The sequence below is a fragment of the Neorhizobium sp. T25_27 genome (genome assembly GCF_002968565.1).
GTDB lineage: Bacteria > Pseudomonadota > Alphaproteobacteria > Rhizobiales > Rhizobiaceae > Neorhizobium > Neorhizobium tomejilense.
Genome location: NZ_PVBJ01000001.1, coordinates 1,232,543 through 1,249,594, shown reverse-complemented (window position 1 = coordinate 1,249,594; position 17,052 = coordinate 1,232,543). Strand labels below are relative to the sequence as shown.

Below are 17,052 nucleotides of genomic sequence, written 5' to 3'. Positions count from 1 at the left end.
CACATGGCCGGCCTCCCGAGCCTTGCGCCGAAGGGCCGGCTGGCAATCATCGCCGGGAAGGGCTTCTTGCCTCTCTATGTGGCAAAAGCCGCACAGGCGGCCGGTGAAGCGCCTCTGATCGTAGCGCTCGCAAACGAATCCGATCAGAGCTTCGATGGTTTTGAAGCGGTCTCCGTCGGCGTCGGCGATCTTTCGGCGATCGAACGCCTGTTTCGCGACAAGGGCATCACCCGTGTCATCCTGTCGGGCGGCGTTGCCCGAAGGCCCGACTGGCGCGACATCCATCCGACCTTCCGCACGATCCTGAAAGTCCCCTCGGTTGTCCGCACGCTTCTTTCCGGCGGCGACGATTCGGTGCTGCAGATGGTCATCAAGCTCATCGAGGCGATGGGCTGCGAAGTGCTGGGCGCCCACGACATCGTGCCCGGCCTGCTTGCAAGGACCGGACCGCTTGGCGCCCATGCGCCCTCCGAGGACGATCGCCGCGATATCGACCGGGCGTCCGAAGCCGCCAAGCGTCTCGGCGAGCTCGATATCGGCCAAGGCGCGGTCAGCGTCGGCGGACGTGTCGTAGCCTTGGAAGGCGTCGAGGGCACCGACCGGATGCTGGAGCGGGTGACGGCATTGCGCGCCGAGGGCCGCATCTCCGCCCGCCGCAAGGGCGTGCTCGTCAAGCTCTGCAAACCGCAACAGGATATGCGTGCCGATCTGCCGACGATCGGCCCGTCGACCATCGAAAACGCCATCAAGGCCGGTCTCGCCGGCATCGCCGTGGAGGCGGGCCGCGCCTTGGTGCTGGAAGAAGCGAAGATGATTGCCGCGGCCGATGCTGCCGGTATTTTCGTCTGCGGCATCGATCCCGGCCTGCCGCAAGGAGGATTGTGATGGTCAAGACCTTGAAGGTCGGCGTCATAGCCGGCGAAGTATCCGGCGATCTTCTCGGCGGCGATCTGCTTGCGGCCCTGAAGGCAGCTCATGACGGCCCGGTCGAACTCGTCGGCGTCGGTGGCGAGGCGTTGGAGGCACAAGGCCTTACCTCGCTCTTCGACTTTTCCGAACTGTCGATCATGGGGCTGACACAAGTGATCGCCCGCTTGCCGAAGCTGATCAAGCGGATTAGCCAGACGGCGGCCGCCATGATTGCAGCCAGGCCGGATGTGCTGATCATCATCGACAGCCCCGATTTCACCCATCGGGTCGCCAAGAAGGTGCGCGCTGCGCTGCCGGACCTGCCGGTCGTCAACTACGTCTGCCCGAGCGTCTGGGCGTGGAAGGAATATCGCGCCAAGGCGATGCTTCCCTATGTCGACCATGTCCTGGCTGTGCTGCCGTTCGAGCCTGAGGCCATGAAGCGTCTCGGCGGGCCGGAAACCACCTTCGTCGGTCACCGTCTGACAGCCGACCCGTCGCTCCTCAAGGTCCGCGGCATCCGGGCCGGGCGCCCGGTGAAGGAGCCGGGGGAAGAAAAGACGATCATGCTTCTGCCGGGCTCCCGTTCGGCGGAGATCAAGGTGCTGCTGCCGATCTTCGGCGAGGCGGCCCGCGAGTTCGTTGCGCGCAACGGGCCGACCCGATTCGTGCTGCCGACGGTTCCACGGCAGGAAAAGCTGGTGCGCGAGATCGCCGCCGGTTTCGAGATCAAGCTTGAGATCACCGCCGATGCGGACGGCAAATGGGCGGCCTTTGCCGAGGCCGATGCAGCACTTGCAGCCTCCGGAACGGTGATCCTCGAACTCGGCCTGGCCGGAATCCCGGTGGTCTCGGCCTACAAGGCCGACTGGCTGATCACCATGCTCGCAAAACGCATCAAGACCTGGTCCGGCGCCCTGCCGAACCTCATCGCCGATTATGTCGTCGTGCCGGAATTCGTCAACGAGGTGGTGCGGCCGGCAAGCCTCTGCCGCTGGGCCGAGCGGCTTTCGTCCGATACCATGCAGCGTCGCGCCATGATCGAAGGTTTCGACCTCACCTGGGAGCGCCTGCAGGTGCCCGTGCCACCGGGCGAAGCGGCCGCCGGCATCGTTCTCCAGGTTCTGGACACACAAAAACCCGGTCGTCTCTGACCGGGTTTTTTGTTGGGTTCGCTTGGCGATTAACGCTTGGAAACCGGAATGTAGTCCCGCTGCGCTTCGCCGGTATAGAGCTGACGCGGGCGGCCGATGCGCTGCTGCGGATCTTCGATCATTTCGGCCCACTGGGCGATCCAGCCGACGGTGCGGGCGAGAGCGAAGAGCACGGTGAACATGGTGGTGGGGAAGCCCATCGCCTTCAGCGTGATACCCGAATAGAAGTCAATATTCGGGTAGAGCTTCTTCTCGATGAAATACTCGTCGGTGAGCGCGATGCGCTCGAGTTCCATCGCGACCTGCAGGAGCGGATCATCCTTGTGGCCAAGTTCGCCGAGCACTTCATGCGTGGTCTTCTGCATGATCTTGGCGCGCGGATCGTAGTTCTTGTAGACGCGGTGACCAAAGCCCATCAGGCGGAACGGATCGTTCTTGTCCTTGGCGCGGGCGATGTATTCCGGGATTTTGTCGACCGAGCCGATTTCCGTCAGCATGTTGAGCGCTGCTTCGTTGGCGCCGCCGTGGGCCGGGCCCCAGAGGCAGGCAATGCCGGCCGCGATGCAGGCAAACGGGTTGGCGCCCGAGGAACCGGCGAGGCGGACCGTCGAGGTCGAAGCGTTCTGCTCGTGGTCGGCATGCAGGATGAAGATGCGGTCCATGGCGCGTGACAGCACCGGGTTGACCACATACTCTTCGCACGGAACGGCAAAGCACATGCGCAGGAAGTTCGACGCATAGTCCAGGTTGTTCTGCGGATAAACGAAGGGTTGGCCGATATGGTACTTATAGGCCATTGCGGCAAGCGTCGGCATCTTGGCGATCATGCGCAGCGAAGCGACCATGCGCTGGTGCGGATCGGTGATGTCGGTCGAGTCGTGATAGAAGGCGGACAGAGCCCCGACGCAACCGCACATGACGGCCATCGGATGGGCGTCGCGGCGGAAGCCGGTGAAGAAGCGGCTCATCTGCTCATGCACCATCGTGTGATGGGTCACGCGATAGTCGAAGTCCTTCTTCTGCGCAGCGGTCGGCAGTTCCCCATAAAGCAGCAGATAGCAGGTTTCCAGGAAGTCGCCATGCTCGGCCAGCTGTTCGATCGGATAACCGCGATGCAGCAGGATGCCCGCGTCGCCGTCGATATAGGTGATCTTGGATTCGCAAGACGCCGTCGAGGTGAAGCCCGGGTCGTAGGTGAAGGTGCCGGTGTGTTTGTAAAGAGCGCCGATATCGACCACGTCAGGACCGATGGTGCCCGACTTGACCGGCAGGTCGACTTTTCTGTCACCGATTACCAGATTTGCGCTTGTATCCGTCATGCTGATCCTCCAACCTTTTGGCGGCATGGCGCCCTAAAAGCGCCACAAGAATTAAGCGTCCACAGTTTAGCTATATGATCCGAAAGCTGATGCCAAGCTGTCGTGACGGCATTTTGTGCAGCGCGAAAAAATATTGGGCAGCGGCTTTTGCTTGGATGTCCAACTTCCTGTTGCAGGCCTTTTTTGCGTCTCGGAATTCCCGATATTTAACCGTCGGTTGACGACCGGGGAGGAAGCGCGCAGGTTGCATTGCCGCATGTTTGGCGGTGGGGCGAACAGAGCGTTTCATGCCGGAGGAAGATGCATTTCCGACGCATGCCGAGGCAGGGAAGCTGATATCCCGGCCGCCGGATCTCCGCATAAACGGAGGAGCATCCGACTCGGTCAAGGTCCGGGACCTCGCCGAGCTTTTTCCCGCGATCGAACGCAGCCCGCCGGTTCACACGTCAGACGGGTCCGTTCGCCGCTCGACGATCCGACGCCTCGACCGGCTGCGGCGCCGCCTCCCGGTCATGCTGGAGGAGGAGACGGTCTATGGCCATGGCTTCCTTTTTCTGCCCGTTGTCGTCGGGGCAGGGGCCGCCTGCTGGTTTGCGCTGCCGCAGACCCCGGCTTTCTGGCCGTATTTCCTCCTCTTTTGGGTCTGCGCGACATTTGTGACCGTCTCGCGCTACCGGTCCGGTGCCACGCACCTGTTGCCGCTCGCTCTCGCACTCTTCCTCGCAGGCATGATGCTGGCGCAGTTGGAGACCTGGAGGCGGTCCACCGTCATTCTCGATACGCCGGTGACCACCGAGCTTGCCGGCGTGGTCGAGCGCAGGGAGATCGACGCCCAAGGGCGATGGCGTTATATCGTCCGCATCGAGCGGACCTCCAATCCGCAAGTCAGGCGCCCACCGCAGCGTGTATCGCTGCTCGCAAGGTCCCGCCATGAGCCGGCCCAAACCGGCGAGACGATCAGCGGCCGCGCTCGCATTTCACCCCCGTCCGGACCCGCCTTGCCGGGCCTCAACGACTTTGCCTTTTCTTCCTATTTCGACGGCATCGGCGCGGTCGGATTTTTCTATGGAGCGCCGAAAAAGCAGGCTGCTCCCCCTTCAACCCGGAGCCGGATTGCGGACGTCGAAATCCAGCTTTTCGATCTGCGCAGCGCCATCGCAACCCGTATCCGGGAGACCGTGCCCGGAGATCCCGGCGCCTTTGCCGCGGCGATCGTCACGGACGAGCGACGGGCGATTTCCGAAGACACCACCGAGGCGCTGCGACTGTCGGGCCTCGCCCATATCGTTGCCATTTCGGGGCTGAACATGGCGCTCGCCGCCGGCATCTTCTTTGTCGGCGTGCGCACCGTGCTTTCCGTCTTCACGGGCTTCGCGCAGGCCTATCCGGTCAAGAAGATCGCAGCACTCGGCGCGCTGATGATGGCGACGGCCTATTACCTGATCTCCGGTTTCGGCGTTTCCGCCGAGCGGGCCTATATCATGATGGCGATCATGCTGGTCGCGGTGCTTTTCGACCGGCCATCGATCAGCCTGCGCAATGTGGCGCTGTCTGCCCTGGTCATCATCGCCATGTCCCCCTCGGAAATACTGGGGCCGAGCTTCCAGATGTCGTTTGCCGCCACCGCAGCCCTGGTCGCCGGCTACGCACTCTGGAAACACAGGGCGCAACGCCGCGACCCCGAACCCCTGCCGTTCCGTCACCCTGTGGTGACGCCGGTGCTGGCATCCTGGAATTTCGCGGCCGGCATCTTCGTGACCTCGCTGATCGGCGGCATCTCGACCGCCATGTTCTCGGTCGAGCATTTCCACCGCATCGCCACCTACGGCCTTGCCGCCAACCTCGCCGCCATGCCGATCATCTCCTTCGTGGTCATGCCGGCAGGGCTGGTCGGCATGTTGCTGATGCCGTTCGGCCTCGATGCGCCCTTCATGAAGCTCATGGGTCTCGGCCTGGGGTGGGTGATTGCTATTGCCAAACACGTCGCCGCCTGGGGCGGCGATGTCGGCATAGGGCGACAGCATCCCTGGTTCCTGACCGTGTCGACGGCAGGTTTCCTGCTGCTGACGCTCATGAGGACGAGACTGAGACTGATAGGCCTGCCGCTGATGGTGACCGCTCTGCTGCTTTCCTGGCATGAGCGGTCGATGCCGCTGCCGGATATCCTGATCTCGGAAGACGGGACGATGGTCGCACTTGTAGACGGGGAAGGGGTGACCATCAATCGCGCCCGCCCGCCCGACTTCGTCTACGACCAATGGAAGAGGGCGCTTCTGCTCGGCGATCCCACCAGGCCTGAAATGTCGCCATCCAGGGACAAGCCCCCCGACGACATGCCGTCCGGCGAGAAAACCAACGAGCGCCGCGAACTGACTCCGCAGCAACTGGAAACGGCAAAGTCGAGGATAAAACAGGCGCCTGTCGGCCGCTTCACCTGCGAGCCGACGGCCTGGTGTGCGGCAAGCACGGGCAAGGGCATCGTTATCGCTGTCGAGGACGGCCGTTATGCGGGTGCCGCCTGCGACGCCGCCAGTCTTGTCATTGCGCCGCGTGCCCGCTTCGACCAATGCCGGTCCGGCGCCCTGATGATCAACGGTGCCACGCTTCGCAAGACGGGTGCCCTGGAGATTTCCCTCAACGGCGCGACCGACATTCGGCGCTGGCAGATCCGTGCCGCCATGGCGGGCGCAGACCGTCCCTGGAGCCGGCACCGCCACTATGATTGGCGAAGCCAGGGTTTCGATAGTTCATTGCCGGAACCGCTCCGGCAGATGATCAGTGATACCGGCGGATGAGGCCGACGAGCTTGCCCTGGATCTTCACCCGGTCCGGCCCAAAGATGCGGGTTTCGTAGGCCGGGTTGGCGGCTTCGAGGGCGATGGAGGCGCCGCGGCGGCGGAAGCGCTTCAGCGTCGCTTCCTCGTCGTCCACCAGCGCCACGACGATGTCGCCCGGATTGGCCGTATTGCTGTTGCGGATGATCACGGTATCGCCGTCGAGAATGCCGGCCTCGATCATCGAATCGCCCTTGACCTCGAGCGCATAATGTTCGCCGGAACCGAGCATCTCGGCAGGCACGGCGATGTCATGCGTGTTGTTCTGGATCGCCGAGATCGGCACGCCGGCAGCGATGCGGCCCATGACCGGAACGGTGGTGGCGTTCGGCGAATCGTCGTTGGCGGCGGGTTTCTGAGGGGCTGCTACCGGCTGCGGCTTGCCGAGGCTGCCTTCGATGACGCTCGGCGAAAACCCGCGCCGCGGCTGCATGCTGGGCGAGTAGGCTTCCGGCAGCTTGATGACTTCGAGCGCCCGGGCCCGGTTTGGCAGGCGGCGGATGAAGCCGCGCTCCTCGAGCGCGGTGATCAGGCGGTGGATGCCGGACTTGGACGCGAGGTCGAGAGCGTCCTTCATTTCGTCGAATGACGGCGGGATGCCGGATTCCTTCATGCGTTCGTGAATGAACAGAAGCAATTCCTGTTGTTTGCGCGTGAGCATCTTTTGGCACCCTCAGAGTCGGAAACAAATCCAGAACGGACACTATATGTTCCATATGTGTTCTGCAAGTCCCTAAATTTCTGTGAAGTATGATGATTTTTTCTTCATAGATGCGTGCCAGATATCTCGGGTCTCACCACTTGCGCGGCGCGAGCCCGCTGCCAAAGTAGCTTTGCGATTCCAATTCCGGGGGCCCTCGCGTGAACGCAAGACCAATCGATCATCTCGTGCTGCCGGTGGCGGGACTTACCGCTGCGCGTTCCCGGCTCACGAAGCTTGGTTTTACAGTTGCGCCCGACGCTTTTCATCCTTTCGGCACAGCCAATGCTTGTGTATTCTTCTCGGATGGCAGCTATCTGGAGCCGCTGGCTGTTGCCAATCGCCGTCATGCAAGCGCCGCCGCCAAACGTGGCAACGTTTTTACCGCACGCGATCTGGCCTTCCGCAAGGGACGCGACAGGCAGGGCTTTTCGGCGCTCGTTGTCGCCACGGGCGACGCGATGGCCGATCACGCGCGTTTCAAGATGCGCGGCGTCTCGGCAGGCGACGTGCTGGAATTTTCCCGTGGGATGACCTTGGCCGACGGTTCCGAAACCCAGGCGAGCTTCCGGCTGGCTTTTGCCGGTGATGACCGGGCGCCCGACTTCCTGATGTTTTCCTGCCAGCGGATCAATCCCCTGCCGGCCGATCGCAGCGAACTGGAGCACCATTCCAATGCGGTCATGGGACTGAGCAAGATCATCCTGTCGGCATCGGCGCCCTCCGATTTCGCGCCCCTGGCCGAGCAGGTGCTGATGACGAAGGCCAAGCCGGAGGCTGCTTCGCTCGAGCTTGCGGCGGCCAATGCCGGCATTCGCATCCTGCAGGATCACGAACTCGAGGCGGAATTTGCCCTGCCGTCGACGCCGGGTGCCGAGGGCCTGCGCGGCCGGGTGATCATCTTCAAGACGGCCGATCTTGCCGTGACAGAGATCACCCTTGCTGCTAATGACGTCGCATTCGTCCGCCGGGAGGGCCGTGTTCTCGTCTCGGCGGCGCCCGGCCAGGGTGTTTTGTTCGGCTTCGAGGAATAGGTTCATGGAAGTTACCGCAAATTCCAGCGTCTCCGTCGGCGAGGGAGACGGCAAGGTGGTTTTCGCGCAGGACGCAAAACTGTCGCTGATCGCCGGCCCCTGCCAGATGGAAAGCCGCGATCACGCCTTCATGATGGCAGGCGCGCTGAAGGAACTCTGCGGCAAGCTCGGTATCGGCCTCGTCTACAAGTCCTCCTACGACAAGGCCAATCGCACGTCGATTTCCGGCAAGCGCGGCATCGGGCTCGAAACCGCCATGGAAATCTTTGCCGACCTCAAGAAGGAGTTCGGCTTTCCGGTCCTGACCGACATTCACACGGAAGAGCAATGCGCCGTCGTCGCCGAGACGGTCGACATCCTGCAGATTCCGGCTTTCCTCTCCCGCCAGACGGACCTGCTTGTCGCAGCCGCCAAGACCGGCCGCGTCATCAACGTCAAGAAGGGCCAGTTCCTGGCGCCCTGGGACATGAAGAACGTGCTTGCCAAGTTCACCCAGAGCGGCAATCCGAACGTGCTGCTCTGCGAGCGCGGCGCTTCCTTCGGCTACAACACACTCGTCTCCGACATGCGCTCGCTGCCGATCATGGCGTCGCTCGGTGCTCCGGTCATCTTTGACGCGACACATTCGGTGCAGCAGCCGGGCGGGCAGGGCGCTTCGACCGGCGGCGACCGCACGATGGTGCCGGTGCTGGCGCGCGCAGCCGTCGCGGTCGGTGTCGCCGGCGTCTTTCTGGAAACCCACGAGGATCCGGACAACGCGCCCTCGGACGGCCCCAACATGGTGCATCTGAAGGACATGCCGCGGCTGCTCGAAAAGCTGCTCGCGCTCGATGCCATCGCCAAGGCGGCTTGAGCCCGCCCACAAAAAGCGCGCAAACTGCTTCGATTGTAATTTTCGTGTCATTGATTATGAGACATTTTCAGTGACCTCGTGACGTCAAGTCCAAACCCAGGGAGAGACCCTTGACCGCCATCACCGATATCATCGCCCGCGAAATTCTCGACAGCCGCGGCAATCCGACCGTCGAGGTCGATGTCTATCTGGAAGACGGTTCGATGGGCCGCGCGGCCGTTCCGTCGGGCGCCTCCACCGGCGCCCATGAAGCCGTTGAACTGCGTGACGGCGGCAAGCGCTATCACGGCAAGGGCGTCGAAAAGGCGGTCGAAGCCGTTAACACCGAGATCTTCGATGCGATCGGCGGTTTCGATGCCGAAAGCCAGATCCATATCGACAAGACGATGATCGCGCTCGACGGCACGCCGAACAAGTCGCGCCTCGGCGCCAATGCCATCCTCGGCGTCTCGCTCGCCGTCGCCAAGGCTGCCGCCGAAACGTCGGGCCTGCCGCTCTACCGTTATGTCGGCGGCCCCAACGCCCATGTCCTGCCGGTGCCGATGATGAACATCATCAACGGCGGCGCGCATGCCGACAACCCGATCGACTTCCAGGAATTCATGGTCATGCCGGTCGGCGCCGATACGCTGAAGGACGCCGTGCGCATGGGCTCGGAGATCTTCCACGTCCTCAAGAAGGAACTGGCGGCCCAGGGTCACAATACCAATGTCGGCGACGAAGGCGGTTTCGCACCGGGCCTGAAGAGCGCGTCGGAGGCCCTCGACTTCATCATGAAATCGGTCGAGAAGGCCGGTTACACGCCTGGCGACGACGTTTGCCTGGCGCTCGATTGCGCCTCGACCGAATTCTTCAAGAACGGCAAGTACGAAATGGAAGGTGAGGGCCGCACGCTCGAGCCGGAAGCCATGGCCGATTACCTGGCCGAGCTTGCAGCCAAGTACCCGATCATTTCAATCGAAGACGGCATGGCCGAAGACGATTGGGCCGGCTGGAAGTACCTGACCGACAAGATCGGCGCCAAGTGCCAGCTGGTCGGCGACGACCTGTTCGTCACCAATTCGGCGCGCCTGCGCGACGGCATCAAGATGGGCGTTGCCAACTCCATCCTCGTCAAGGTCAACCAGATCGGCTCGCTGTCGGAAACGCTCGATGCCGTCGAGACGGCACACAAGGCGAGCTATACCGCCGTGATGTCGCACCGCTCGGGCGAAACGGAAGATTCGACCATCGCCGATCTTGCCGTCGCCACCAATTGCGGACAGATCAAGACCGGCTCGCTGTCGCGTTCCGACCGGCTTGCCAAATACAACCAGCTCATCCGCATCGAGGAAATGCTGGGTCCGCAGGCCGTTTATGCCGGCCGCGGCATCCTGAAAGCCTAAGGCTTTTCAATCGAAATTTGCCATGAAAGCCCGCGCCAAAAGCGCGGGCTTTTTCGCGTCATGATTCTGGTCAACGATTGCTTAAGCAAGTTCTGCGAATTTGAAGCTCTGTTTCGGATCTGATTTGAGATCCCGTAGGCGTGACAAGGCGTTAGAGCGGCATGTGGACAAAGCATCATAAGAAAAGAAAATTCGGCCGTTTTGTCCTTCCCGCCATCACAGTCGCGTTTCTGTCCTACTTCGGCTATCATTCCATCCATGGCGATCTCGGTCTGATCGCCACGGAGGAATTCGAACGTCAGCGGCAGGCGCGTGCAGGCGAACTCGCCAAGCTGACCGCCCGGCGCGAAACGCTGGAGCGGCAGGTTCAGCTGATGAGCGACGGTTCGCTCGACAAGGACATGCTGGACGAGATCGCCCGCTATCAGCTGAATATTTCCCGCGGCGACGAAATCGTCATCTTCAACAACTACTTCTAAATTAACTCGATTTCGGTTAATTTTACATTTCTGTAACCTATTCAATAAGTTGCGCGGAATGTGAGCCATGCATTTATGGCATTGCTGGGGCAGCTTTTCTTGCCTATGGTACGCCCCGACACCAGAGTGGGAATCTGGCGATACACGTCAGGGCGTAATCTCGCTCTCAACGCAGAACTCAAAGGGAGGGATGAATGGCGCCGACCAAGACCGCGTCTGTATCCGGCCGCAAACCAGCGGCAAAGTCTGCAATCAAATCGGCCTCGAAAGCCTCCGCCAAGGAGTTTACGGGCAAGAACACCCCGGATTTCGGCAAGGATCAGGATCTTCACGCCTATCGTGAAATGCTGATGATCCGCCGTTTCGAGGAAAAGGCCGGCCAGCTCTACGGCATGGGCTTCATCGGTGGTTTCTGTCACCTCTATATCGGCCAGGAAGCTGTCGTCGTCGGCATGCAGATGGCGCAACAGGAGGGTGACCAGGTTATCACCGCCTATCGCGACCATGGGCATATGCTGGCAACCGGCATGAGCGCGCGTGGCGTCATGGCCGAGCTCACCGGACGCAAGGGCGGCTATTCCCGAGGGAAGGGCGGCTCGATGCACATGTTCTCCAAGGAGAAGCATTTCTACGGCGGCCACGGCATCGTCGGCGCCCAGGTTTCGCTCGGAACCGGTCTCGCCTTCGCCAACAGGTATCGTGGCAATGACAGCGTCTCGGTCGCCTATTTCGGCGATGGCGCGGCCAACCAGGGCCAGGTCTACGAGAGCTTCAACATGGCGGCCCTCTGGAAGCTGCCGATCGTCTATATCGTCGAGAACAACCGTTATGCGATGGGCACCTCGACGGCCCGTGCGACGGCGCAGTCGAACTACTCGCTGCGTGGTTCCGGCTTCGGCATCCCCGGCATCCAGGTCGACGGCATGGACGTTCGTGCCGTGAAGGCCGCCGGCGACGAGGCGCTCGAGCACTGCCGCTCCGGCAAGGGCCCGATCATTCTCGAAATGCTCACCTATCGTTATCGCGGCCACTCCATGTCCGACCCGGCGAAATATCGCTCCAAGGACGAAGTGCAGAAGATGCGCTCCGAGCACGACCCGATCGAGCAAGTGCGCCTGCGCCTCATCGAAAAGGGCTGGGCCACCGAGGACGAGCTGAAGGCGATCGACAAGGATATCCGTGACGTCGTTTCGGACAGCGCCGATTTCGCCCAGGCCGATCCGGAGCCGGATCCGTCCGAGCTCTACACCGACATTCTGCTCTGATCGCGGGGAGGGAACCCAATGCCAATCGATATCCTGATGCCCGCGCTTTCTCCGACCATGGAGGAAGGCACGCTTTCCAAATGGCTAAAGAAAGAAGGCGACAAGGTCACGTCCGGCGATGTCATCGCTGAAATCGAGACCGACAAGGCGACCATGGAAGTGGAAGCCGTCGATGAAGGCGTGATCGGCAAGCTGCTGATCGCCGCCGGCACCGAAAACGTCAAGGTCAACACCAAGATCGCCGTGCTCCTGCAAGATGGCGAAAGCGCCGATGCGATGAGCGCGGAAAAGCCGGCGGCACCTGCCAAGGCTGACGCGGATACGCCTGCGGCCACATCCGACGCGGCAGGCGGCAAGGCCCGCGAAGCAAGTGAAGAGACGCCTGCCGCGGCCAAGGTCCCGGCCCAGCCCAAGGCCGAGACGGCCGCCGATCCGGATATCCCGGCCGGCACCGAAATGGTCATGACCACCGTTCGCGAAGCGCTTCGCGACGCGATGGCCGAAGAAATGCGTCGCGACGAGAACGTCTTCGTCATGGGTGAGGAAGTCGCCGAATACCAGGGCGCCTACAAGATCACGCAAGGCTTGCTGCAGGAATTCGGACCGCGCCGCGTGGTCGATACGCCGATCACCGAACACGGCTTTGCCGGCGTCGGCGTCGGTGCCGCCATGGCGGGCCTGAAGCCGATCGTCGAATTCATGACCTTCAACTTCGCCATGCAGGCGATCGACCAGATCATCAATTCGGCCGCCAAGACGCTTTACATGTCCGGCGGCCAGATGGGTGCGCCGATCGTGTTCCGTGGCCCGAACGGTGCCGCCGCCCGCGTCGGCGCGCAGCACAGCCAGGACTATGCCACCTGGTACAGCCAGATCCCGGGCCTCAAGGTCGTCATGCCCTACACGGCTGCCGACGCCAAGGGCCTGCTGAAGGCCGCCATCCGCGATCCGAACCCGGTCGTCTTCCTGGAAAACGAAATCCTCTACGGTCACCAGTTCGAAGTGCCGAAGCTCGATGATTTCGTCCTGCCGATCGGCAAGGCGCGCATCCACCGCAAGGGTAACGACGTCACCATCGTTTCCTTCGGCATCGGCATGACCTATGCCGTGAAGGCGGTCGCTGAGCTGGAAAAGGAAGGCATCGACGTCGAGTTGATCGATCTTCGCACGCTGCGCCCGATGGACCTGCCGACGGTCATCGAGTCGGTCAAGAAGACCGGCCGCCTCGTCACCGTCGAGGAAGGTTATCCGCAGAACTCGATCGGTACGGAAATCGCCACCCGCGTCATGCAGCAGGCCTTCGATTATCTCGATGCGCCGATCCTGACGATCGCCGGCAAGGACGTTCCGATGCCTTATGCGGCCAATCTCGAAAAGCTGGCGCTGCCGAATGTCGGCGAAGTCGTCCAGGCGGTGAAAACCGTCTGCTACAGATAAGGGGAGGATGTTTCGATGCCGATCAACATCACCATGCCTGCCCTGTCCCCGACCATGGAAGAGGGCAATCTTTCCAAGTGGCTCGTCAAGGAAGGCGACAAGGTCAAGTCCGGCGACGTGCTCGCCGAGATCGAGACCGACAAGGCGACCATGGAAGTCGAATCCGTCGATGAGGGCACCGTTGCCAAGCTCGTCGTTGCGGCCGGTACCGAAGGCGTCAAGGTCAATGCCCTGATCGCCATTCTTGCCGCCGACGGCGAGGATGTCTCGGCTGCCGCCTCTTCGGGCGGCGGCGCTTCTCCGGCTCCGAAGGCCGAAGCTGCACCCGCCCCGAAGGCGGAAGCCGCTCCGGCTCAAAAGGCGTCCGAACCGGCTCCTGCAGCCGCAGCACCGGCTCCGGCGTCTTCGGGTGGTGCAAGGCCCTTTTCTTCGCCGCTCGCCCGTCGCCTCGCCAAGGAAGCCGGCCTCGACCTTTCCGCCGTGTCGGGTTCCGGCCCGCACGGCCGTGTCGTCAAGGCCGATATCGAAAAGGCTGTCGCTTCCGGTGGTGCCAAGCCTGCACCGGCTGCCGCTGCACAGGCTGCTGCCGCACCGGCGATCGCCAAGGGGCCGTCGGACGATACCGTCCTCAAGCTCTTCCCCGAGGGTTCGTACGAGCTTCTGCCGCATGACGGCATGCGCAAGACGATCGCCTCGCGCCTCACCGAGTCGAGCCAGACGGTTCCGTCCTACTTCGTCTCGATGGATTGCGAGCTCGACGCGCTGATGAAGCTGCGCGCCGAGATCAACAAGTCTTCGCCGATGAAGAAGACCGACAAGGGCGAGGTTCCGGCCTTCAAGCTGTCGGTCAACGACTTCATCATCAAGGCAATGGCGCTCGCGCTGCGCGATGTCCCGATGGCGAATGCTTCCTGGACCTCGACGGCCCGCGTGCTGCACAAGCATGCCGACGTCGGCGTGGCCGTATCCATCCCGGACGGCCTGATCACCCCGATCGTCCGCAAGGCCGAAACGAAGACGCTGTCCGCCATCTCCAACGAGGTGAAGGATCTCGCCAGGCGCGCCCGCGACAAGAAGCTGAAGCCGGAAGAATACCAGGGCGGCACGACATCCGTTTCCAACCTCGGCATGTTCGGCGTCTCCAACTTCACCTCGATCGTCAACCTGCCGCAGGCTTCGATCGTCTCGATCGGCGCAGGCGTCGAGAAGCCGATCGTCAAGAACGGCGAGATCAAGGTCGGCACGGTGATGACGGCAACCTTCGCCTTCGACCACCGTGTCATCGACGGCGCGCTCGGTGCGGAACTCGCGTCCGCCTTCAAGCGCTACATCGAAAACCCGATGGCGATGCTGGTGTAACGGTTTTCTCTCGCCCTTGCGGAGAGGTATCCGCAAGGGCGGGGAAGCGGAGACATATCCATGAAAACCGTTCTGTGCTTCGGCGACTCGCTCACCTGGGGTTTCGACCCTGAAGGACCCGGCAGGCATGCGTTCGAGGACCGTTGGTCGAGCGTTCTCGCTGCAGCGCTCGGTTCCGGCGTGACGGTCATCGCCGAGGGTCTGAACGGCCGCACGACGGGTTATGACGATCATCTTGCCGACTGCGACCGCAATGGCGTCAAGAACCTCCCGACCGTGCTGCATACTCACATGCCGCTCGATCTGGTGATCATCATGCTCGGAACCAACGACATGAAGCCGATAATCGCCGGCACCGCCCATGCGGCGCGTGCCGGCATTCAGCGTCTCGTGGGGCTGATCCGCCACCACGAATATTCGTTCGACTACGATGCGCCGGATATCTTGATCGTTTCGCCACCGCCGCTCTGCGACACCGCCGATCCGATCTTTTCGGCGATCTTCAAGGGCGGCGTCGAGCAGTCTTCCATGCTCGCCTCGCTTTACCGCGACCTCGCGGACGAACTGGGCTGCGGTTTCTTCGATGCGGGATCGGTCGCCAGAACGACGCCGATCGATGGCGTGCATCTCGATGCAGAAAATACCCGAGCCATCGGACGCGGCCTCGAGCCCGTCGTCCGGATGATGCTGGGGCTGTAGAACAAGATTTCCCGAGGCGGGCCGCTTGGAGCTGGCTCCCCAATGAGAAGGCAGGAAAGCAATGGCTCAATCCTACGACGTCATCGTTATCGGTTCCGGTCCCGGCGGTTATATCGCCGCCATCCGGGCATCCCAGCTCGGGCTGAAGGTCGCCGTCGTCGAGCGCGAGCACCTCGCCGGCATCTGCTCCAACTGGGGCTGCATTCCGACCAAGGCGCTATTGCGCTCGGCCGACGTCATGCACACCGCGAGCCATGCGAAGGACTACGGCCTGACGCTGGAAGGCACGATCAAGCCGGACGTCAAGGCGATCGTCGACCGCTCGCGCGGCATCGCCCACCGCATGAACAACGGCGTCGGTTTCCTGTTCAAGAAGAACAAGGTCGATATCATCTGGGGCGAGGCGAAGATCACCAAGCCCGGTGAAATCGTTGTCGGTAAGTCGACCAAACCGGTTGTCCAGCCGCAGGGCCCGATCCCGAAGAATACGCTGGGCGAGGGCACCTATACCGCCAAGCACATCATCATTGCGACAGGCGCTCGCCCGCGCGCGTTGCCGGGTATCGAGCCGGATGGCAAGCTGATCTGGACCTATTTCGAAGCGATGAAGCCGGAAGAGATGCCGAAGTCGCTGCTGGTCATGGGCTCGGGCGCCATCGGCATCGAATTTGCGAGCTTCTACCGCACCATGGGCGTCGAGGTCACCGTCGTCGAGATCATGAGCCAGGTCATGCCGGTCGAGGACGCGGAGATCTCCGCGCTCGCCAAGAAGCAGTTCGAGCGTCAGGGTATGAAGCTCCTGCTCGAAGCCAAGGTCGCCAAGGTCGAGAAGGGCGCCAATTCGGTCACTGCGACGATCGAACTGAAGGACGGCAAGACGCAGGAAATCACCGCTGACCGGATGATCTCGGCCGTCGGTGTCCAGGCCAATATCGAAGGCATCGGCCTTGAGGCGGTCGGCGTGAAGACCGACCGGGGCTTCATCGTCATCGACGGTTACGGCAAGACCAACGTGCCCGGCCTCTATGCGATCGGCGACGTGGCCGGCCCGCCGCTGCTCGCCCACAAGGCCGAACACGAAGCGGTCATCTGCGTCGAGAAGATCGCCGGCCTGCCCAACGTTCACCCGATGGACAAGCTGAAAATCCCGGGCTGCACCTATTGCCATCCGCAGGTCGCCTCTGTCGGCCTGACTGAAGCCAAGGCGAAAGAGCAGGGTCGCGACATCCGCGTCGGCCGTTTCCCGTTCGTCGCCAACGGCAAGGCGATCGCGCTCGGAGAGGACCAGGGCCTCGTCAAGACCATCTTCGACAAGAAGACTGGCGAACTGATCGGCGCCCACATGGTCGGTGCCGAAGTCACCGAACTGATCCAGGGCTTCGTCGTCGCCATGAACCTGGAGACGACGGAAGAGGAACTGATGCACACGATCTTCCCGCATCCGACCATTTCTGAAACGATGAAGGAAAGCGTGCTGGATGCGTATGGCCGGGCGCTGAATGCCTGATTGACGTTAGAGGTTTGGATATCCCCTCACCAACAAAATCTAAGACTTAGCTTCGCTAAGATCTTGATTTTGTAACCTCTCCCGCAAGGGGAGAGGTCGGGGCGCCGAGTTTGCGGCA

The 17,052-nt window shown here is 62.2% G+C and carries 14 protein-coding genes; 12 read left to right on the top strand and 2 right to left on the bottom strand.

All coding sequences use genetic code 11. The features are described from left to right. The first annotated feature begins 3 nt into the window (after window positions 1–3). Both C5J24_RS06195 and lpxB read left to right on the top strand, forming a co-directional pair. Window positions 4–885 carry an LpxI family protein gene (locus C5J24_RS06195; protein ID WP_105401253.1) on the top strand — a complete coding sequence of 294 codons (882 nt, stop codon included), beginning with the start codon at window positions 4–6 and terminating at the stop codon, window positions 883–885. Beyond that, complete coding sequence (gene lpxB, locus C5J24_RS06190; RefSeq protein WP_105416344.1) at window positions 885–2,063, top strand: lipid-A-disaccharide synthase; 1,179 nt, start codon at window positions 885–887, stop codon at window positions 2,061–2,063. The genes C5J24_RS06195 and lpxB overlap by 1 nt, the downstream gene beginning before the upstream one ends. A gap of 29 nt (window positions 2,064–2,092) precedes the next feature. Here lpxB and gltA read toward each other — a convergent pair whose 3' ends face one another. Continuing rightward, window positions 2,093–3,382, bottom strand: a complete 1,290-nt coding sequence (gene gltA, locus C5J24_RS06185) for a citrate synthase (RefSeq protein ID WP_046637704.1) — start codon at window positions 3,380–3,382, stop codon at window positions 2,093–2,095. 287 nt (window positions 3,383–3,669) lie between these two features. Between gltA and C5J24_RS06175 the strand changes: the two genes are divergently transcribed. Continuing rightward, window positions 3,670–6,177 (top strand): ComEC/Rec2 family competence protein, encoded by a 2,508-nt coding sequence (locus C5J24_RS06175; protein WP_105416340.1) that lies wholly within the window; start codon window positions 3,670–3,672, stop codon window positions 6,175–6,177. Here the strand turns inward: C5J24_RS06175 and lexA are convergent. Beyond that, on the bottom strand, window positions 6,158–6,877 hold the full coding sequence (gene lexA / locus C5J24_RS06170) for a transcriptional repressor LexA (protein ID WP_105401256.1): 720 nt from the start codon (window positions 6,875–6,877) through the stop codon (window positions 6,158–6,160). The genes C5J24_RS06175 and lexA overlap by 20 nt on opposite strands. A 200-nt stretch (window positions 6,878–7,077) precedes the next feature. Here lexA and C5J24_RS06165 point away from each other — a divergent pair, with 200 nt between their 5' ends. The 9 genes from C5J24_RS06165 to lpdA all read left to right on the top strand — a co-directional run bounded on the left by C5J24_RS06165 (window position 7,078) and on the right by lpdA (window position 16,934). Beyond that, a complete protein-coding gene (locus C5J24_RS06165) occupies window positions 7,078–7,950 on the top strand; it encodes a VOC family protein (RefSeq protein WP_105416338.1) in 873 nt (290 codons plus the stop codon). Between the two features lie 4 nt (window positions 7,951–7,954). Continuing rightward, a complete protein-coding gene (gene kdsA / locus C5J24_RS06160) occupies window positions 7,955–8,803 on the top strand; it encodes a 3-deoxy-8-phosphooctulonate synthase (RefSeq protein ID WP_105416337.1) in 849 nt (282 codons plus the stop codon). 110 nt (window positions 8,804–8,913) lie between these two features. After that, window positions 8,914–10,188, top strand: coding sequence for a phosphopyruvate hydratase (gene eno, locus C5J24_RS06155; RefSeq protein WP_046669297.1), 1,275 nt, complete (start codon window positions 8,914–8,916; stop codon window positions 10,186–10,188). A gap of 161 nt (window positions 10,189–10,349) precedes the next feature. Continuing rightward, window positions 10,350–10,667 carry a septum formation initiator family protein gene (locus tag C5J24_RS06150; protein WP_046669298.1) on the top strand — a complete coding sequence of 106 codons (318 nt, stop codon included), beginning with the start codon at window positions 10,350–10,352 and terminating at the stop codon, window positions 10,665–10,667. 194 nt (window positions 10,668–10,861) lie between these two features. Continuing rightward, entirely contained in the window at window positions 10,862–11,932 is a 1,071-nt protein-coding gene (gene pdhA, locus C5J24_RS06145) for a pyruvate dehydrogenase (acetyl-transferring) E1 component subunit alpha (RefSeq protein WP_046669299.1), read from the top strand. 18 nt (window positions 11,933–11,950) lie between these two features. Beyond that, window positions 11,951–13,369, top strand: coding sequence for a pyruvate dehydrogenase complex E1 component subunit beta (locus C5J24_RS06140; protein WP_105416335.1), 1,419 nt, complete (start codon window positions 11,951–11,953; stop codon window positions 13,367–13,369). 15 nt (window positions 13,370–13,384) lie between these two features. Beyond that, entirely contained in the window at window positions 13,385–14,728 is a 1,344-nt protein-coding gene (locus C5J24_RS06135; RefSeq protein ID WP_105416333.1) for a pyruvate dehydrogenase complex dihydrolipoamide acetyltransferase, read from the top strand. 60 nt (window positions 14,729–14,788) lie between these two features. After that, window positions 14,789–15,427 carry an SGNH/GDSL hydrolase family protein gene (locus C5J24_RS06130; protein WP_105416331.1) on the top strand — a complete coding sequence of 213 codons (639 nt, stop codon included), beginning with the start codon at window positions 14,789–14,791 and terminating at the stop codon, window positions 15,425–15,427. A 61-nt stretch (window positions 15,428–15,488) separates the two neighbouring features. Further along, a complete protein-coding gene (gene lpdA / locus C5J24_RS06125; RefSeq protein WP_105416329.1) occupies window positions 15,489–16,934 on the top strand; it encodes a dihydrolipoyl dehydrogenase in 1,446 nt (481 codons plus the stop codon). Window positions 16,935–17,052 lie beyond the last annotated feature (118 nt).